Below are 18,561 nucleotides of genomic sequence, written 5' to 3'. Positions count from 1 at the left end.
TCAAATGTTTTTTCAGAATTATTCCGCAACAGGTGTCCGGAACAGGTTGAGCGTTCCGATTCGATCGACGGCTTCTTCTAGACGTTTGACGTCAGCAATCAAGCTGATCCGGACGTAGCCTTCACCGTATTCGCCGAAGAAGGATCCAGGGGTCACAGCGACATGTGCTTCGTCAAGCAGGTGATCCGTGAAGCTTTGGGACGTATAACCTTCCGGAACAGGAAGCCAGACGAAGAAGGAACCGCCCGGTCGTGGTCCACTCCAACCGATCGCATCGAGTTTTGCGAACAACGCATCGCGTCGTGTTTCATACAAGCGACTTAACTCACGGACGCACGTCTGGTCACTCGTGAGGGCGACGGTCGCCGCATGCTGAATCGGTGTGAAGGCACTGACGTAGAGATGTTCTTGGTACGTTTCGATGCTTGAGATGACGGACGGATTTCCGATGGCAAAGGCAATCCGGAAGCCGGACATGTTGAAGCGTTTCGAGAGTGAGAATAGCTCGATTCCGACGTCTTTCGCCCCTTCCGTCTGCAAGAAACTTCGCGTCGGACCATCGAAACTGATACCGCCGTATGCTAAGTCATGAACGACACAGATATCATGGGCATCGGCGAAAGCGACTGTCTGTTCGAAGGCTTCTGCCGTCGCGGTCGCACCCGTCGGATTACTCGGGTAGTTGAGGAACAACATCCGGGCACGCTCAACGTCCGTCGTATCAAGTAAGTCATAATCCGGCAAGAAATCATTTTTCTCGAGCAACGGAAGTGTGATCGGGTAAGCACCAGCGAGTGCGGCACCAGATAGGTAATCCGGGTATCCTGGATCCGGGACGATGACTCCTTCTCCAGGGTTGACGATCGTCTGCGGTAAAGCGACGATTCCGGCTTTACTGCCGAGCAGAATCGCGACTTCCGTTGCTGGATCGATCGTGACACCGAACTCAGTCGCGTAAAAGTTTGCGACAGCTTGTTTTAGAAAATCATGTCCACGAAACGGTGGATATTGAAGGTTCGTTGGCTCGTCGATAGCTTGTTTTAAGGCATCGAGGATATGTACAGGCGTCGTCTGGTCGGGTGTTCCTTGACCAAGTGTGATGACATCGTGTCCGGCAGCTTTTACAGCACCGATTCGGTTCGCGAGTTCAGCGAAGACGGGAGCAGGAAGCCGATCAATGGCGATGGATGGAGCGAAATGTTTCATGGATGAATGCCTCCTTCGTAGTATTGTCGTCAAGGATAACGAATATTCAGTCAAAAGAAAAGAACTTTTTCGAAATTTAAAAAAATTGTCGGATAAACAGGTACAGATAAGTGGAGCGGGAATAAAGAGTAGGGAGAGGAGTGGGAAGATGAAGCGAGCTAACTGGAAAGAGGCAGTCGTCTATCAAGTCTACTGGCGTAGCTTTAAAGATTCGAACGGGGATGGGATCGGTGATTTAAGAGGTGTCATCGAGAAGCTTGATTACATCGCTTCACTTGGTGTCGATGTCGTGTGGCTGAATCCATGTTATCGTTCCCCGGACGTCGATAACGGCTATGATATTGCCGATTATTACGAGATCATGAAAAAAGCGGGAACGATGGGAGATCTCCAGGAGTTGATCACGGCTGCTCATGCCCGTGGATTAAAGATCATTCTCGATTTAGTCGTGAACCATACGAGTGACCAGCATGACTGGTTCCGTCAGTCATGTGAGCGGATCAACGATAAGGATGACTGGTACATCTGGAAAGACGGCACGAAAGAGACGCCTCCGAACAACTGGCGCTCGTACTTTGCGCCAAGTCCGTGGACGTGGAGTGAAGAGCGCGGGCAGTATTATTTTCATTCCTTCGCCAAAGAACAACCGGACTTGAACTGGGAGCACCCAGCTGTGAGGCAAGCAATCTACGATATGATGAACTGGTGGATTGCTCAAGGGATCGACGGCTTCCGGATGGATGTCATCAACTTGATCAAAAAACGGTCGTTCGAGGATGTCGCCAATCCGTTTGATCTCTCGTACCTTGGGAATCAGCCAGGTGTGCATGACTTCTTGCAGGAGATGCATGCGAATGTTCTCGCTGGTAAAGACTTGTTTACAGTCGGTGAGATTCCGTTCGTCGGTCCAGAAGATGGACTGTTATATGTCAGTGACGAACGAAAAGAACTCCGGACACTGTTTCACTTCGAAATCGCGGACGACATGGAAGCGATGGATCTCTTACGATTCAAGGAGATTCAAAAACGATGGTACGACGTCTTATACCCATTAGGTGTCAATTCACAGTTCCTCAACAACCATGATCATACACGACAAGTGACGCGCTTCGGCAGTGAACGATACCGGGTTGAGAGTGCGAAACTACTCGGTTTGATGTTGCATACGTTACCGGGCATTCCATACGTGTATCAAGGAGAAGAGATCGGGATGACGGGGATTCGCTTCTCGGATCCGTCGCTTTATCAGGACGTCGCCTTTCGAAATCGATACGCGGAGCGCGTCGCTGGCGGAGAGGACCCAGAGGTCGTGCTCTCATCGATGCAGTTACTCGCGCGCGATAATTCCCGTACACCGATGCAGTGGGACGATACACATGCAGCTGGCTTTACGAGTGGTAAACCATGGTTAGCGGTCAATCCGAATTATACGGACATCAATGTCGCGCAAGCAGAAGCAGATCCATCGTCCGTGCTTGCTTTTTACAAGTCGCTGATTCAGATGCGAAAGGATCATCCGATTATGGTCTACGGTACATACCGAGACTTAGCGCTTCATGATCCGTATCTCTATATCTATGAGCGGGAATTAGAGGGAGAAGTCTGGCGGATCGTCCTCAACGTACACGATGAACCGATGCAGACCGCCCTCGTCTTACCACAGGAAAAGTTGCTCATATCAAACTATCCGGATAGCCCGGATATCTTGCGTCCTTACGAAGCACGCGTCTATCGTTATGCTGTTACAGAACAGACGTGAGTCGTCTGTTGAAAAGAAAAACATCCGCGGACATGTCAGGAACACGTTCGCGGATGTTTTTTCAAATGCGTACATTACTTGAAAGGTGATGTTTTTTTCGTCTGTAAGACGTGAGAGAATCGATCGACGGCTTGGCGCATCTCATAACTCGGTCCAAGGATTAGCGGACCATGTCCGACAGCGAGTATATCCGGAGACAGTTCCGTCAGTTGATCAGCCGAGCGAAGGGCGACGTCCGGATCCCATGTTGCGAGTGCAGGGAACGGGAATTGCCAGCGGACGTCACCGGAGACGGCGAGTCCTCCTTGCGTCTGAAAAGCATCGCCAGCGATCAACGTCCGGCTCCCTTCATGCCAAAGTGAGATCGAACCAGGTGTATGACCGGGTGAGGCGATGACACTGAGACTTCCGACTTGTTGACCACTCTCGAGCAAGCGATCCGGACGTGTTTTGATGTTTTTCGGAATACCACCTTTTAAAGGTGTCGTTTCGCCTTCGCGTAGCGTCTCGTCTCCACTTAGCAATGCAGCATCGCGATAACTGATACAGACTTGAGCGAGAGGAAAGGCGTTCGCAAGGAAATCAAGCGAACCGACATGATCGGCATGCGCATGAGTCAGGATGATTGCACCAAGCGGTTTCTCTTGCTTTCGAATATAGTGATAGAGCGCCTTTGCGTTGATCCCGAGGCCGGCATCAATCAATGTCAAACTGTCTGCTTCTTCAAACAGGTAGCAGTTGACCGGGAAAAAGGATGGGGTCGTCTGCAGTTGGTGTAAACGTTCGATTGTCGTGACACGCATCGGCTTCACTCCTTCAAAAAAATGAATAGTTTTCTTCTTTAGTATCGTCTGTTTTTTTAGATGCGTCTAGACGCATTATGTGGAAAAAGAGGCATCACCTGTAAAAAGATGATCCCTCTTCTATGAATCATTCAAATGTCACAGCGAAGACGGCACCGGCATGTGGTGCATCATCTCCGTCGGCAGCCGTCGTGACGAGCAATCGATCTTCATAGAAAATCGGGCACGTCGGATTCGAAACAGGGAAGTCGACATGATCGAGTTTTTCACCAGTCGCAAGATTCCAACGGGTGATGCATGATCCAGCATAATGCGCGATCCAAGCATGACCTTCCGCGTCCTTCGTCATACCATCCGGGAACCCTTCTTCTTCTTCAAGGTCAACGGCGACACGTTTATTGGAAAGTGGTGCGTCCGGAGCGTAGTCAAAGGCATAGACTTTTTTTGTCGGTGTATCGATGTGATAGAGCGTCTTGCCATCTTCTGACCAGACGAGTCCATTCGAGTTCGTCAAGTCTTCGTGCAAGACATCGATGGAACCGTCATGACGCAGACGGAACAATCCAGCAGTCTTACCGTCTTCTTCATTAATGCTACCAGCGACATATTGTCCAGTCGGATCGAGCTTCCCGTCATTCATTCGGTCAGAATCGGGCAGTGACAGTTGATGCTCAAGAGACAGATGACCTTCCTTGAGATCAAACGTCCCAAATCCGTGTTCAGCCGTGACACGTAATAAGTCTGGAGCGTCCGTCAAGGCAATTGATGTGATGGCGCTTGGTAACGTGTACGGCTTGAGTGCTTCTGTGGCAAGGTCATATGAAAAAAGAAGTTGATTCGGAATGTCGACAAAATAAAAGCGTTTTGTTTTCGCATCGTAGACAGGAGATTCACCTGTCTTACACGCGACATCAATAAATACAGATACACTCATGAAAAGGCCTCCTACATCATGTATGAATAGATTCATATGTTGATTGCAACATATGTGGCTTAAAAGGAATTAGTTAACTACTTTCTATACCTGTTATGAATAAAAATAAACCTCTCCTAAATTAATTATGTCATTTATTTACTAAAAAAGGCATAATATATAACGGAGGTGTGTTATGTTCAAGAAAATTTGTATTTTATTAACAACTTTTTGTCTTTTTCAATCTGTCTCTACCACTCAGGCAGAAACGATTTCAAAAGGTGTGACCTATACGACAAAATCAGAAACACTTTCGGGTACACCACAGTTATTTCGACATATAACGGTTCAGCCCGATACCGGTAACTACTGGATGACGACGAAAGGACGAGATCGTGTATTAGCAACAGAATCTTTACCTTCTCAAGTTAGTCGCGTGACAGCGAGCGGGGGGCGTGTCGTAACAGCGATCAATGCCGATATGTATCGAGTAGCTTCGGGGTTACCGATTGGACTTCAAATTCAGCAAAATCAAGTACTGGTTAGTCATAGTGTAAAAGATTCTGCGACAAAATTCCCATCATTCATGATCAACGGACAAGGGAAACCAGAGATCGGGTCGTTCGGTATCATCGGATCTGCGACGACTGATACGAAGCGGGTAACGATCCACTCAGTTAACCGTAACGAGAACTTAGCGAATCGAATCGGTATCTTTAGTTCAGCTCATCATGCTTCAAAAATGCTGAAGCTAATTGAGCCGTCAGAAGCGATGAAAAAAGAAATTGCTATCGTCTATTTAAAAGGAACAGCGACATCGGCGTTTACACTCGGGAAGAACTATCAATGGACCGTTGAATCGGTAGATACGACATTCCGTAAAGAAATTCGCTTACCCGATGCTGGAGTTGTCCTCGTTGGTCTCGGAAAACAAAAAGCGGCACTACTTGCACTTGTGAAAGCAGCAGAAGAAAAATCAAATGGTCTGTTATCAACACAATTAAATCTAGTTCAATTATCGAATCTTCAAATGCGTAACGATATTCAAGAAGCAGTATCTGGATATAACTGGTTGATTCAAAATGGAGTTGGATATAGTTTAGACAGCCTAGCATTGAACCATGACCGCTTTTTGATGCTCGCTCGTAAGGCGCGGACACTTATCGGTACAACATCAAACGGGACAGTTCAAATTATTACGGTGGATCAAGCTCGTCTTGATTCAAAAGGGATTACGATGCTTGAGGCAGTGGAGCAAATGAAGCGTTTAGGTGTAACGTCGGCCCTCGCATTTGATGGTGGGGGATCGACAGAGATAATGGTCAGACGCGCTGGAGAGTTTTTACCTAAAACAGCGAATGTACCGGCAGATGGAAGAAGTCGCTCTATTACGAACGGTTTAATATTAGCCACTCATTATGTTCCATCGAATGTAGCGACGACGATTTTATTGACTGCCCCTAAAGAATTATATGTAGGTGAAAAAGGTGGATTTGGATTAAAGCTGACGGATGCAAATGGACAGCCTGTAGATGCAACGAAGAAATCGATTATTTGGAAAGGGACAGGTGTCAAAGGCTTACAAGTCACGGCACCGCTGACTCCTGGAAAATGGACAGGTACGATGCAAGTTGATCGTGCTAAACGAACCGTATCGATTCCAGTCACGAATCGCTTGACCGGTCTTACAGTCAATGGAGGGCGTCCGATCTTGTTAAAAGTAGGACAACGCCTCGCGATTTCATCAGAAGGATGGCTAAACGGACGACGTGTCGTAATCCCTGCTTCGCAACTCAATTACCAGGTTGCAAACGGAGCGACCGCATCGATTACAAAAGGGAATATTCTTGCAAAGAAAATCGGGAAGACAGAACTAACTGTCTCATCTGGAGGGAAGACGGTTCGACTACCGGTCACCGTCTCTGCTATGAAAAAAGAGGAAGTCATCGATTCCTTCGAACAGGGAGTCTACGAAGCGAAATCTCCTTATGTTTCGAGTTATGCTGTCCGTCTCAGTTCCTTACAGAAATCCAGTGGCAAACAATCACTTGAAATGACATACGATTATTCAGGGTGGAAGAAACAAAACGGAGCCATGTACATTAAAAAAGCATCATGGATCATTCCTTCTCCTGCCCGTGCATTGACGATGGATGTGTATGGAGATGGACGCGCGCCTTGGCTTCGCTCAGAAGTCAAAGATGCTGCAGGAAATCGACATGTCGTGGATTTCGTCAAGAAGGTAGATTGGAAAGGATTTAAAACGGTACAAGCGACACTCGATCCGACGTGGCCAACACCTCTTAAAATCGAATCGTTGTATTTTGTTGAAACGGATACATCGAAAAAAGGAACAACCATTAAGAGTAAGGTGTACTTGGATCAACTCAAAGTTTTATACTAAACCTAAAAAAACAGGGAATCGGATTTCAATGAAATCTTGACCCTGTTTTTTTATCAGATAAAAATTACTCTGATGGGTGGTTTATAGTAATTAGCGACTTTTGACAAGAAGATTTACAGCTTCCTTCACAAGCTCTTCTGTCTGACCGTCACCATTTTGTTCGGCGTTTTTTACGCACTCAATTAAATTGGAGCTTACGACGACACCAATCGTACGATCAATCGCGGAGCGAGCAGCGGAAAGTTGAGTAATGACATCTCGACAGTCTTGCCCTTCTTCCATCATACGAAGGATACCACGTAATTGCCCTTCGATTCGGCTGACGCGATTTTTCATTTTGCGATCATAATCCATATATGTTCCTCCGTTTCATAGTAGAACTAACGTCTGAGTAATACCTTTATGCTATGCCCATAACGGTATTACTGTCAATTCTATCGAATTTTAAGATATACTTTTCTTGAAATCAGGGAATATGGATGTGGTGAGGAATTTACTTAGAAAATTGATGAAAACTAAAACGATTTGGTGTTAGCTCTCGTATACTATATGATGAAGCTGATATCAGGAGGAGGAAAAGGATGCATACTCAATCCGATGAATCGCTTTATCATCTGATGCGTAGCGGTGATGAACAGGCACTCGAGACTTTGTATGAGAAGTACGAGCGATTGTTATTTTCATTCGCCTATCGCTTTACGAATAATGATCGATTGTCTGAAGAAGTCATTCAAGAAGTATGGATGAAAATTTGGAATGGTCGTATTAATTTTGATACACAAAAAGGAAAGTTTTCATCTTGGATTTTGACGATCACGCGTAATGCGGCTCTTGATTGTTTACGTCGTGAAAAACGACAACCGACGATTGAAGTTGAAGAACGAGATGGCGGATATGATGAACCTGTTGAGCGGACCGTCATGCAACGCGAAACTGCAGCGGAAGTGCGGGGCGCCGTAAGTGAACTAAAATCAGAACAACAGGATTTGATCGAACTAGTCTATTTTCAGGGACTAACGCAACAACAAATCGCAGATCAACTTGACTTACCACTCGGAACAGTCAAAACACGTATCAGAAGTGCGATTCAAGCATTAAGAAAACGATTAGATGGGAGGGAACGAGATGGAAGAACGTTGTCATGACTTGATCAATTACTTCAATGGAACACTCTCTTCAGCAGATCGCGACGCGTTCGAAGCGCATCTTGCGACGTGCGAAGAATGTCGCGAAGCACTTTTAGAAATGGAAGAACTCATGCTTCCCATCGCTGAATCGCTTCCGGAGCGTCCTGTTCCTGTAGGAATGAAAGCACGTATTCTTGGAGAAGTTCTTGGTTCAACAGAGACGGAGTCTCCTAAAGAAGAACCGATGACTACTCCAGTAGACATTAAACAAGCACGTCAGCAACAAACGAAGAAAAAGAGTGTCCCACTTGGCTGGTTGATGAGCATTGCTGCCGCCCTTATTCTTTCACTTGGTGCGAATGCCTACTTTTTGTCACAGGAAGAAAGTACAGATACACCGGAAACACTGGCGATGGATGAAATTAAAGGAATGGGAAACTTTGAAAGCAACGAGTCAATCAAGGGATCAAGCATGGTATTTACACAAAACGATAAGTCGTATATGCTCGTTCAATTGAAAGATTTGCCTCCATTGAAAAAAGGAGAATTGTATCAATTATGGACCATCAAAGGTGAGACACCGACTGCGAACGGTATTATTGAAAAAGACGGCGAAGCAGCAGCGGTATTTCAACTCAAAGGTAATGGTGACGTCGATGCTGTAGCAATCACTGTCGAACCAGAGCCGGATTTAGCGAAACCTACGGGAGAAATCGTGGCCTCAGTTGCACTTTAATTTTAAAAATACGAACGGATTCGTCTACGACGAATTCGCAGATTGTAGACAAACCCTCATTTCATGATCGGAATGAGGGTTTGTTGTATGTACTCCCTATTAAAACGTAGTGAAGACATGGATTCCCGGGGGAATCCCAGGACCAATTCGCAAGCTTTTTGAGGTTCAAGGCAATGAAAGTAAGCATCGCTTGAAGCGTCGTTTTTTTCAGCCCTCGATAGCGGCTCCAACGCATGCCATGCTTCTCTTTGGTGTCTGCGAAGACACGCTCAATTGTTTCCTGACGCTTTCGATACAACGCACGATTCACAACTGTATGTCTGAGATGCTCCACCTCATCCATCGCATCTTGCCAAAGATGTCGATGGATGACTTTTCTATGGTCGCGACTCTGCGTACATTGAGAGAGAAGAGGACATGTCTCGCACACAAAAGGATTCGAGACATATTCACGGTATCCGTCTCGCGTCGTCGTTCGATAACGGAGAACTTGATTGTTTTCACATAAATAACAGTCATAATGTTCGTCATAGTAAAAGTCTTTTGTTTTTAACATTCCTTTCACCCCTCTGGGGCGTGTATAAGGAAAGACGGGTAAAATTGCCTTGTTTGAGAAGATGATGGGCGATCGGAACAGTCTTATAGGCAGAGTCGGCGACGACTGCGAATGGTTGTCCAAAATGTTGCGTAACCGTTTGAAGAAGTGCAGGAAAGACGATACTATCGTGGACATTTCCGGGCGTTACAATCATCCCGAGGACAAAGCCATGCCGATCACAGGCGGTATGGCACGAATAGGCGAATTGTTTTTCACGCTCCCCCTTCACGTAATAGCCACTCTCCGGATCTGTCGTACTCTCCTTCGTCTCGTGTTCTTCAGCTTTCTTCATCTTGGGGGTGAAAGGCTTTTTTCCATGCAAAATCCGATCCTCGTTGACTTCTTGGTCTAGTTCTTCTTTGTACTGTTGTGCGGCGCGTCGAACGAACTTCTTCTTATACTTCCGCTTGTTCGCGTTTGCTTTGATGTGGGTGGAGTCAATGAAGAGGACCGATGGGTCCACGAATCCGGCTTCGACTCCTTGCGTGAGGACCCGATAAAAAATACTCTCAAAGACGTCTGTATCCTGAAAACGCCGGACGTAGTTTTTGCCGAACGTAGAGAAGTGCGGCACCTTCTCATCCAGACCAAGACCTAAAAACCAACGATATGCCACATTGGTTTCAATCTCTTTGATGGTACGCCGCATAGAGGGAATACCAAATACATATTGAAGAAGCGCCATCTTGATTAACAGAACGGGATCGACACTTGGTCTTCCTGTGTTTTCGCTATACAAGTTCTCTACGGCACTATAGATGAAGTCGACATCGATGACTGCATCTATTTTTCGGACGAGATGGTCCTGCGGGACCAATTGTTCCAATGTGATGGTGACATTCTCTGAGCGATGATGGTGATCTCTCTTACCCATCATAGGAAGTCCTCCTTCTTCTTTTCTACTTTTTTATACCCGGAAGAAGGATCAGAGAAGTGTTTTGTTCACTCGAAATCGCTTCTTAGGGAAAAACAAGCAAGAGCGACCCTGCAGCGAAGCGAAGCGGCGCGATGCTTGTCCCAGGAAAACGATTCGAGACGAACAAAAAAGCGCAATCCTTCTCGTTAGAGAAAAATTGCACTTTGTCTTCAGTCTGCGGATTCGTCTACGACGAATTCGTTTTTTTTGTGCGTTTTACATTAAGAAAAAAAGACTAAAAAATAGAAAATATCAATTAAATCGCATGAAATGCAAGTTTCGACTGAAAATATACTTCATAACCGTCGATACTAAGAAGAAAGTCAGTTCTATAAGGAGAGGCCACATACAATGAATGAATGGATTATTTTAACAAAGCACTATGAAGTGGGCTTAGTTGTACTGTCGGTACTCGTCGCGATCATTGGATCGTATGGATCGCTTGAATTAAATCGACGTTTGGCTAAGGCGACTTCTTTGAAAAAACGAGCGTTATTCTTATCTTCTTTGACGATGGGACTATCGATTTGGGGGATGCATTTCGTTGGTATGGGTGCTTTCGCTTTATCCGTCACGGTTCGTTATGACTGGATTTTAATGTTCTTATCCGTCATTCCAGCTATTTTAGCTGCCTTCATCGCCTTTTATCTACTCTACTCATCAGCGATTACACGAAACAAAGTCATTTTAGCAGGTTCTTTGATGGGCGTAGGTATTGCGATGATGCATTATCTTGGGATGATGGCAATGGATTTTGGTGGCGCGATTCGTTATGAAACAGGGTTGTTCGCTCTATCCATCCTAATTGCGATCACTGTAGCATATGTTGCCTTGTTACTCTTACATCGTCTACGACATGTTGATAAGAAAAGAATTCTTATTCCCATTGCGATTGTAATGGGCTTTGCTATCTCTTCCATGCATTATGTAGGTATGTTAGGAACATCTTTTTGTATCCCGATTGATCAAGCAGGACGTATTGGTGATGGTCCTATTACATCGAATATTTTAAACGATGTAGCCATTCCGGTATTTTTGATTTTGATCTTAATCGCTGGACTCTATATTCATTTAGAACGACGTGCCTTACAGATGATGGCATATACTGATCATTTGACCGGTTTGCATAACCGTAGATGGTTAGATCACCATATGATAAAAGTAGATGCGCATTACGGAAAGTCTAAAGACGAGATGGCGATGGCTATACTTGACCTGGACGGGTACAAATGGGTCAATGATACGTTTGGTTTTGATAAAGGAGATGCCGTCATTCGTGAGTTTGCAGATCGGATGCGTGCGTCCTTATCGGAAGATGAAGCATGTATTCGTTATAATGGAACGCAGTTTTTTCTTATCAAAAAAGTACCTACTGATGCATTACTTCGTACTTTCGAACAAATTTTAGAAGATATTCGACAACCGATTCACTTAGATGATCAACCAATCCATTTGACAGCAACGATGGGTGTCATCTTACCGGATATGGGAGAAACGTTAGAAATGCGAATTGGTCAAATGGAAAGTGCTCTCCGGGTCGGCAAAAACGAAGGAAGAGATCGATTCATCGTGTACGATGATTCCCTGCATTCCGACAAAAGAGAGCAATTGATCGTCGGTTCCTTACGCCGGGCGATGACGGATTTCAAGGAGTTCGCTCTCGTCTACCAACCGAAGATCGCACTCGCGACAGGCAAGGTGGATCAGGCGGAAGTTCTAATTCGCTGGAATCATCCGAAGTTCGGTTTCATCTCACCGGCGGAATTCATTCCACTTGCTGAAAAGTATAGTTTAATTCATCGTTTGACCGAGTGGGTGTTGAAGGAGACCGTTGCACAGATGGAGATTTGGAAGAAAGAAGATTATTTCATTCGCCAAGTCTCGGTGAACTTATCCGCGATGCATTTCCGATCGGAGTCGCATAATATGATGATTAAAGAAATCGTTCATCATTCCTTGAAGAACGGAAGTGAATTGCAACTACAACTCGAAATAACGGAAACGTCCGTTATGGAGAATCTGGACCGGGCGATGACGATGCTTGGTGAATTGAAACAGCTTAGTCTGACAATCGCTCTCGATGATTTTGGAACGGGTCTATCGTCGCTAACGCACTTGAAGCATTTGCCGATCGATATCTTAAAGATCGACAAGTCGTTCATCGATGAAGTCCCACATGACGAACGGGGAACAGCGATTACGGAAATGATCATCCAGCTTGCGAAGAGTCTTGGGATCGAAGTCGTCGCAGAAGGTGTCGAAACGCTCGAACAGCATCTCTTCTTGAAACGCCTCGGTTGTGATTATGGACAAGGCTATTACTATAGTAGACCGATGCATGTGAAGGATTTAAATCAGCAAGCGATCGAAGAGACCGTTCTAAATGTCGGATAAGGCAATCCAAACATGACTTTCGTTCGTATACTAGATAAGCATGCGAGGATGATGCATGCGGGACGCAAAGCGCTGGGATATTACCAGCTCGTGCACGACGCAGACAGACATCTAGTACATTCAATCATACTCAGACCATCTAGCTTTCGACGCAGCACCTGTCTGTTCGAACACAAACAAAGGCAACTTCCACGACGGAAGTTGCCTTTTTCATTTGCGCTTATGAGCGAACCGTCAGGACGCAGCCTGTTTGATCCGTCACGAGCACATTCGTATTGAAGTATTGGCCATCACTTTTTAAGATGAGCGCTTTTTTCTCCTCGTTGTAATCGAGTGTCATTTCTTGATCGAGGAAATGACTCGACCACCGCTTGACGAGAACAGGACCGACGTTTGAATCAATCGTCATGTCTTCCGGTGTCGCTTCATCGACGATGCGAATACTGAAAATACCAGAGTTTCCGCAACCACAACCCTCTGTATCGTAATAGAGATGCAGTTGACCGGATACTTCACCGCGTAATTGGCGGATTCGCTCCTGAGCAGACGGTGTAAATGTGATGTTCATGGTCATTCACTCCTTTCTTTTAGTATACGCCGTTTGAACGAGAAAGGAACGTCACTTGCTCACGCTGACTTGGCGGCGCATCCGAACGAGAAGGAAGATATAACCGGCTAATAATAAGACGACGCTACCGAGAACCGTCGTATCGACGAGACCATTATCGGACTCGAAGTTGATCGCGATATACGCCCAGACGAAGACAAGCGGATAAATCGGATCACGGTTCGCAAACATGAAGAGAAGAGCGATGATGACTCCGACGACGAGTATGATCATCGTCCAGCCCGCATCTCCAATTCCAAGCCAAGATGTTACACCTTCTGCATTGATCGTCAGGAAGATGTCGGCAATCGTCGCGACCGATACCCAGCCGAGGTAAAGCGAGAACGGTAGCTTAAAGCGTAATCCTTTCGTCTCACGGTCAATTTTTGAGTAGATGACGATCAAAGACAACAAGAGACCAACGATGACGACAACGGAGACAACGAACAGTTCAAACGTGAACGAGACGATCCAACCTGCGTTGAACAAACAGCTGATCAAGAACCACGGTCCGATTTTCTTCGCCAGTTCGTGTTCCTTGAACTTCGGAATCGATTGTAAAATCAACCAGACAAGTAAAATCGCATAAATTAATCCCCAAATCGAGAATGCATACCCAGCCGGTTTGAACAATGTGATGATCGAATCAGAAATTCGTCCTGTCTTTCCACCATCGAGGGCGTTCACGGCAATCGTGAAGATAAAGCCGACCCAGTTGAGCCAAATCCATTTATTATTTTTCAAACAAAAAACCTCCTTTATTCTCTAAAGAAGGTTTACCCAAAATTCATTTTCATTAGTCATCACGGTCGGCGCGTCGGGTTCAAAAAGGACATTCCGATCGCTGGATTTCCTGTATGCGAACCGAGAACCGGCGTCAAGTCATCGATGCGGACACGCACATCATATTGCGATTCGAGTCGTTGTTTCCACTCGAGTGCCAGGTCATACGCTGTCGCGTGGAATAGTGAAATATCCGTGACCTGTCCCCGTTCAATGATTGCGACAAGGTGATCAAAAATCTTCGAATGCGCTTTTTTGAACGTCCGGACGGTTTGATAAGGAACGATCTTTCCTTCCTCGAAGTGGAACAACGGACGAAGTTGCAACAAGTTACCGACGAATGCCTTCGTCGAAGAGATCCGTCCACCTGCTTGTAATTGATCGAGGTTTGCGACCGTGAATTCAATGTAATGATCGAAACGACGCTCGAGAATGATCTGTTCGACGGATTCGATCGAGTGTCCCGCTTCGACGAGTTCGATCGCTTCTGCTAGGAGTTGACCAGCCGGGTAAATGCCACAACGGGAATCAATCGCAATCAGACGAAAGCCAGCAATCTCTGCCCCTTGAACGGAGGCGTTGTACGTTCCGCTCAGTTCGCTCGATAAGTGAACAGCGAAGCCGACGTCGTAATCCTCTTTCAACCGTTCATAATGCTCGGTGAAGCTTCCGATTGAAGGTTGGCTCGTCATTACCTTGTGTTTTGAGTCAATCCAGCTATAGACGGTCTCCGCATCAACGTCGACACCATCGACGAAACTTTCTCCATCCTTCATGACAAGTAAAGGGACGACCGAAAGATCATCGCGCTGAGCGATCGTATCCGGTAAAATCGTTGTACTATCAGTGATCCAAGCGATCCGCATAACAAGTTCCTCCTTAAATTAGTACCTGATATTAATTGTAGGTGTAAGCGTTCTCGCTGTCAAATGAACATTAAAAAATATCGAACGTTTTAGTTGATTAAATAATGAAATACGCTATAATCGGTACGTGATTAGTAAACTTTTAGTCATCTTATACTAAACTAAGCCGATGAGAGGAGGACGTCGATTGTACTCAATCGGTCAAAAAATCAAGAACCTCCGTCTTCAAAAGGGATTGACGCAAGAGGAACTAGGGGAAAGAACAGACCTGAGTAAAGGGTACATCTCGCAACTCGAACGGGAAATCAGTTCACCGTCGATCGAGACGCTGTTTCATCTCCTCGAAGTCCTTGGCATCTCGCCGAAGGATTTCTTTGATGAGGATACACTCAATCAAAAAGTCGTCTATGGGGAAGAGGATGTCACGACATATGCCGATGAGGAACAGGGGTATCATGTCACGTGGCTCATTCCGGAATCGAATGAAAAAGAGATGGAACCGGTCCTGCTCACACTCGCGCCAGGGGGAGCATTCAAGACGTATGAACCATCAGGTGCCGAGACGTTCGTCTATGTGCTCGCAGGAAACGTCACGCTGACGCTCGGACGTCAGTCTTTTGTAGCGAAACAAGGAGAGACACTTTACTATAAGGCTTCAGAAATCCATCAACTACGCAATGAGTCAACACAAGAGACGAAGGTCCTCGTGACTGCGACTGACTCATACTTATAAAGGAGGAACTAGATTGGCAGATACTACGATCATTCAATTCAAGGACGTTACGAAACGATACGACGATCAGACCGTCCTCGACCAAGTCAGCTTCGAAATCGAACGCGGGAAGTTCTATACGTTACTCGGACCATCGGGTTGTGGGAAAACGACGATCTTACGACTGATTGCTGGCTTTTCGGAAGCAACAGAAGGGGACATCATCTTCAACGGAAAACGGATCAACGATGTACCGGCGAACAAACGTCAAGTCAATACGGTCTTCCAAGACTATGCACTCTTCCCGCACTTGAACGTCTTCGAGAATATCGCCTTCGGTCTTCGCATCAAGAAGGTGAAAGAAGCAGAAATCGCTAAACGTGTGACGGACGCGTTGAAGTTCGTCAACTTGTCCGGTTATGAGAAACGAGAAATCACCGAGATGTCAGGTGGACAGCGGCAACGTGTCGCGATTGCTCGGGCAATCGTCAATGAGCCGGAAGTCATCTTGCTCGATGAGCCACTGTCAGCGCTCGACTTGAAATTACGGACAGAGATGCAGTATGAGCTCCGCGACTTGCAACGTCGTCTTGGCATCACGTTCATCTTCGTCACGCACGACCAAGAAGAGGCACTGGCGATGTCAGATGAAATCTTCGTCCTCAATCACGGTGTCATTCAACAATCGGGCACACCGACGGATATCTATGATGAACCGATCAACCGCTTCGTCGCGGACTTCATCGGTGAGTCGAACATCATTCCAGGGCGCATGGTGGAAGACTATCGGGTCTGGTTCGCAGAAAAGGAATTCGAATGTGTCGACCGTGGTCTTGAATTGAACGAACCGGTCGAGATCGTCATCCGTCCGGAGGATCTCGAAATCACGAACGTGACCCAAGGGAAACTACAAGTCACCGTCGATTCGCAACTTTTCCGTGGCGTGCACTACGAGATCGCTTGTATGGATGAAGTCGGTAACGAATGGCTCGTCCACAGTACGAAAAAAGCGACGGTTGGTGAGCAGATCGGACTGACATTTGATCCGGAAGCGATTCACGTCATGCGACTGAACGAGACGGAAGAAGAATTCGATAAGCGCCTGGAATCCTACGACGGGGTGTTATGATGCAAAAATCACGTAACTGGTATCTCATCCCGTATCTATTCTGGATTGCCTTGTTCGTCATCGCACCGATCGTACTCGTCGTCTACTATTCATTCCTTGATTTGGACGGCAACTTCTCATTTGAGAACTACCAGAACTTCTTTACGTCGACCTATTTGACGATGACACTCAGCTCGTTCTGGTATGCGTTTTTGATTACAGTGTTTTCGCTCTTGATCGGTTATCCGACCGCTTACTTGTTGACGAAAACGAAGCATAAACAGCTGTGGCTACTTTTGATCATCTTACCGACGTGGATCAACTTGTTGTTGAAAGCTTATGCCTTCATCGGGTTGTTCAGTACGTATGGTCTTGCGAACCAAACGCTTGAAGCAATTGGGATTGGACGACAACAGATTCTCTTTACCGATTTCAGTTTCGTCTTCGTCTCGGTCTACATCTTCATTCCGTTCATGATCCTACCGATCTTCAACGCGATTGAAAAACTGAGTCCGTCACTTGTCTTTGCTGCACGTGATCTTGGGGCGTCGAACTTCACGACGTTCCGGCGTGTCGTCTTCCCGTTGACACTCGATGGTGTGAAGTCAGGCTGTCAGCTCGTTTTCATTCCGGCATTATCGCTGTTCATGATTACACGTCTGATTGCCGGAAACCGCGTCATCACGCTCGGTACAGCGATTGAACAGCAGTTCCTCGTGACACAAAACTGGGGCATGGGAGCGACGATTGCCGTCTTCCTCATCATCGCAATGGCGATCATCCTTGCCTTGACGAGTACGAAACGGAAGAAAGGAGCGACGACTTGATGAAACGTCTGAAACTAGCAAATCTTTATCTAATCGGAGTCTTCATCATTTTGTATGCTCCGATCTTCTACTTGGCATTCTATTCGTTCAACAGCGCTGACAATATGACGAACTTTGATTCGTTCACGTGGGATTGGTACAAGGAAGTCTTCCAAGATTCACGTTTGTTGATCATCGTCTTGAACACACTCGTCATCGCCTTGTTATCAGCCGCAATCTCGACGATCCTTGGCGTATTCGGAGCGATCGGGATTCAAGCCGTCCGTAAGAAACGGGTCGAGACGTCGTTGTTGACGCTCAACAGCATCTTGATCGTCAGTCCGGATGTCATCATTGGGGCATCGTTCTTGATCTTCTTCACGCTACTTGGCATCCAACTCGGCTTTACGTCAGTCCTACTGTCCCACATCGCGTTTTCGGTACCGATCGTCGTCATTCTCGTCCTGCCGAAGTTGCAGGAGATGAGTCCAACGCTCGTTGATGCAGCGCGCGACTTAGGCGCAAGCCGTTGGGATGTTTTGACGAAAGTCATCTTGCCGTATATCACACCCGGTATCTTCGCTGGCTTCTTTACGGCATTGACGTACTCACTGGATGATTTTGCGGTGACGTTCTTCGTGACAGGAAACGGCTTTACGACGTTGTCCGTTGAGATCTACTCACTTGCCCGTCAAGGGATTTCGATGAAGATCAACGCCTTGTCGACCGTCATCTTCTTGTTTACGTTCTTACTCGTCATCGGCTACTACTTCTTGAACCAACGAGCTGCTACGAAGCTTTCGCGACCGGAGGTGAAATGACC

At 46.3% G+C, this 18,561-nt stretch carries 16 protein-coding genes and 1 pseudogene; 9 read left to right on the top strand and 8 right to left on the bottom strand.

Going from position 1 to position 18,561, the window contains the following annotated elements; all coding sequences use genetic code 11:
* Window positions 1-18: 18 nt before the first annotated feature.
* Window positions 19-1,206, bottom strand: a complete 1,188-nt coding sequence (locus tag KNQ12_RS06430; protein WP_214746898.1) for an aminotransferase class I/II-fold pyridoxal phosphate-dependent enzyme — start codon at window positions 1,204-1,206, stop codon at window positions 19-21.
* Window positions 1,207-1,354: 148 nt separating this feature from the next.
* Here KNQ12_RS06430 and KNQ12_RS06425 point away from each other — a divergent pair, with 148 nt between their 5' ends.
* Window positions 1,355-2,965 (top strand): alpha-glucosidase, encoded by a 1,611-nt coding sequence (locus tag KNQ12_RS06425; protein WP_055969085.1) that lies wholly within the window; start codon window positions 1,355-1,357, stop codon window positions 2,963-2,965.
* Between the two features lie 74 nt (window positions 2,966-3,039).
* Here KNQ12_RS06425 and KNQ12_RS06420 read toward each other — a convergent pair whose 3' ends face one another.
* On the bottom strand, window positions 3,040-3,768 hold the full coding sequence (locus KNQ12_RS06420; RefSeq protein ID WP_214746895.1) for an MBL fold metallo-hydrolase: 729 nt from the start codon (window positions 3,766-3,768) through the stop codon (window positions 3,040-3,042).
* Between the two features lie 127 nt (window positions 3,769-3,895).
* A complete protein-coding gene (locus KNQ12_RS06415) occupies window positions 3,896-4,702 on the bottom strand; it encodes an SMP-30/gluconolactonase/LRE family protein (RefSeq protein WP_023469361.1) in 807 nt (268 codons plus the stop codon).
* A 175-nt stretch (window positions 4,703-4,877) separates the two neighbouring features.
* Here KNQ12_RS06415 and KNQ12_RS06410 point away from each other — a divergent pair, with 175 nt between their 5' ends.
* Entirely contained in the window at window positions 4,878-7,085 is a 2,208-nt protein-coding gene (locus KNQ12_RS06410) for a phosphodiester glycosidase family protein (protein ID WP_214746892.1), read from the top strand.
* 90 nt (window positions 7,086-7,175) lie between these two features.
* Here the strand turns inward: KNQ12_RS06410 and KNQ12_RS06405 are convergent, their stop codons facing one another.
* A complete protein-coding gene (locus KNQ12_RS06405; RefSeq protein WP_214746887.1) occupies window positions 7,176-7,439 on the bottom strand; it encodes a metal-sensitive transcriptional regulator in 264 nt (87 codons plus the stop codon).
* Between the two features lie 227 nt (window positions 7,440-7,666).
* Between KNQ12_RS06405 and KNQ12_RS06400 the strand changes: the two genes are divergently transcribed.
* Window positions 7,667-8,230: an RNA polymerase sigma factor gene (locus KNQ12_RS06400; RefSeq protein WP_214746885.1), complete on the top strand. Its 564-nt coding sequence runs from the start codon at window positions 7,667-7,669 to the stop codon at window positions 8,228-8,230.
* Entirely contained in the window at window positions 8,211-8,948 is a 738-nt protein-coding gene (locus KNQ12_RS06395) for an anti-sigma factor (RefSeq protein WP_035396129.1), read from the top strand. Before KNQ12_RS06400 ends, KNQ12_RS06395 begins: the two co-directional genes overlap by 20 nt.
* 61 nt (window positions 8,949-9,009) lie before the next feature.
* On the opposite strand, the pseudogene KNQ12_RS06390 reads toward KNQ12_RS06395, so the two are convergent.
* Window positions 9,010-10,423: pseudogene (locus tag KNQ12_RS06390) on the bottom strand (IS1182 family transposase).
* A 390-nt stretch (window positions 10,424-10,813) separates the two neighbouring features.
* On the opposite strand from KNQ12_RS06390, the gene KNQ12_RS06385 reads away from it, so the two are divergent.
* On the top strand, window positions 10,814-12,856 hold the full coding sequence (locus KNQ12_RS06385; RefSeq protein WP_214746882.1) for a putative bifunctional diguanylate cyclase/phosphodiesterase: 2,043 nt from the start codon (window positions 10,814-10,816) through the stop codon (window positions 12,854-12,856).
* Window positions 12,857-13,076: 220 nt separating this feature from the next.
* On the opposite strand, the gene KNQ12_RS06380 is transcribed toward KNQ12_RS06385, so the two are convergent.
* The 3 genes from KNQ12_RS06380 to KNQ12_RS06370 are packed head-to-tail and all read right to left on the bottom strand — an operon-like array spanning window position 13,077 to window position 15,112.
* A complete protein-coding gene (locus KNQ12_RS06380; protein WP_055969076.1) occupies window positions 13,077-13,424 on the bottom strand; it encodes an iron-sulfur cluster biosynthesis family protein in 348 nt (115 codons plus the stop codon).
* A 51-nt stretch (window positions 13,425-13,475) separates the two neighbouring features.
* Entirely contained in the window at window positions 13,476-14,207 is a 732-nt protein-coding gene (locus tag KNQ12_RS06375) for a tryptophan-rich sensory protein (protein WP_214746879.1), read from the bottom strand.
* Between the two features lie 59 nt (window positions 14,208-14,266).
* Window positions 14,267-15,112 carry a DegV family protein gene (locus tag KNQ12_RS06370; protein ID WP_214746876.1) on the bottom strand — a complete coding sequence of 282 codons (846 nt, stop codon included), beginning with the start codon at window positions 15,110-15,112 and terminating at the stop codon, window positions 14,267-14,269.
* 187 nt (window positions 15,113-15,299) lie between these two features.
* Between KNQ12_RS06370 and KNQ12_RS06365 the strand changes: the two genes are divergently transcribed.
* Genes KNQ12_RS06365 through KNQ12_RS06350 form a run of 4 tightly spaced genes read left to right on the top strand, consistent with a single transcriptional unit; the run spans window position 15,300 to window position 18,559 of the window.
* Window positions 15,300-15,845 (top strand): helix-turn-helix domain-containing protein, encoded by a 546-nt coding sequence (locus KNQ12_RS06365; RefSeq protein WP_023469352.1) that lies wholly within the window; start codon window positions 15,300-15,302, stop codon window positions 15,843-15,845.
* A 13-nt stretch (window positions 15,846-15,858) separates the two neighbouring features.
* Window positions 15,859-16,953, top strand: a complete 1,095-nt coding sequence (locus KNQ12_RS06360; RefSeq protein ID WP_023469351.1) for an ABC transporter ATP-binding protein — start codon at window positions 15,859-15,861, stop codon at window positions 16,951-16,953.
* Window positions 16,950-17,759, top strand: a complete 810-nt coding sequence (locus KNQ12_RS06355) for an ABC transporter permease (RefSeq protein ID WP_029342588.1) — start codon at window positions 16,950-16,952, stop codon at window positions 17,757-17,759. Before KNQ12_RS06360 ends, KNQ12_RS06355 begins: the two co-directional genes overlap by 4 nt.
* Window positions 17,759-18,559 carry an ABC transporter permease gene (locus KNQ12_RS06350; RefSeq protein ID WP_029342587.1) on the top strand — a complete coding sequence of 267 codons (801 nt, stop codon included), beginning with the start codon at window positions 17,759-17,761 and terminating at the stop codon, window positions 18,557-18,559. The genes KNQ12_RS06355 and KNQ12_RS06350 overlap by 1 nt, the downstream gene beginning before the upstream one ends.
* Window positions 18,560-18,561 lie beyond the last annotated feature (2 nt).

The organism is Exiguobacterium sp. s11 (genome assembly GCF_018619015.1).
Taxonomy (GTDB): Bacteria; Bacillota; Bacilli; order Exiguobacteriales; family Exiguobacteriaceae; genus Exiguobacterium_A; species Exiguobacterium_A indicum.
Note: the sequence above shows the minus strand (reverse complement) of the source record. Positions and strands in the feature narration are given on the sequence as shown.

What these genes read in the sequence shown, in the direction of transcription:
- KNQ12_RS06430 (WP_214746898.1), bottom strand. Translation starts at nt 1,206, where the DNA reads ATGAAACATTTCGCTCCATCCATCGCCATTGATCGGCTTCCTGCTCCC.
- KNQ12_RS06425 (WP_055969085.1), top strand. Translation starts at nt 1,355, where the DNA reads ATGAAGCGAGCTAACTGGAAAGAGGCAGTCGTCTATCAAGTCTACTGG.
- KNQ12_RS06420 (WP_214746895.1), bottom strand. Translation starts at nt 3,768, where the DNA reads ATGCGTGTCACGACAATCGAACGTTTACACCAACTGCAGACGACCCCA.
- KNQ12_RS06415 (WP_023469361.1), bottom strand. Translation starts at nt 4,702, where the DNA reads ATGAGTGTATCTGTATTTATTGATGTCGCGTGTAAGACAGGTGAATCT.
- KNQ12_RS06410 (WP_214746892.1), top strand. Translation starts at nt 4,878, where the DNA reads ATGTTCAAGAAAATTTGTATTTTATTAACAACTTTTTGTCTTTTTCAA.
- KNQ12_RS06405 (WP_214746887.1), bottom strand. Translation starts at nt 7,439, where the DNA reads ATGGATTATGATCGCAAAATGAAAAATCGCGTCAGCCGAATCGAAGGG.
- KNQ12_RS06400 (WP_214746885.1), top strand. Translation starts at nt 7,667, where the DNA reads ATGCATACTCAATCCGATGAATCGCTTTATCATCTGATGCGTAGCGGT.
- KNQ12_RS06395 (WP_035396129.1), top strand. Translation starts at nt 8,211, where the DNA reads ATGGAAGAACGTTGTCATGACTTGATCAATTACTTCAATGGAACACTC.
- KNQ12_RS06385 (WP_214746882.1), top strand. Translation starts at nt 10,814, where the DNA reads ATGAATGAATGGATTATTTTAACAAAGCACTATGAAGTGGGCTTAGTT.
- KNQ12_RS06380 (WP_055969076.1), bottom strand. Translation starts at nt 13,424, where the DNA reads ATGAACATCACATTTACACCGTCTGCTCAGGAGCGAATCCGCCAATTA.
- KNQ12_RS06370 (WP_214746876.1), bottom strand. Translation starts at nt 15,112, where the DNA reads ATGCGGATCGCTTGGATCACTGATAGTACAACGATTTTACCGGATACG.
- KNQ12_RS06355 (WP_029342588.1), top strand. Translation starts at nt 16,950, where the DNA reads ATGATGCAAAAATCACGTAACTGGTATCTCATCCCGTATCTATTCTGG.
- KNQ12_RS06350 (WP_029342587.1), top strand. Translation starts at nt 17,759, where the DNA reads ATGAAACGTCTGAAACTAGCAAATCTTTATCTAATCGGAGTCTTCATC.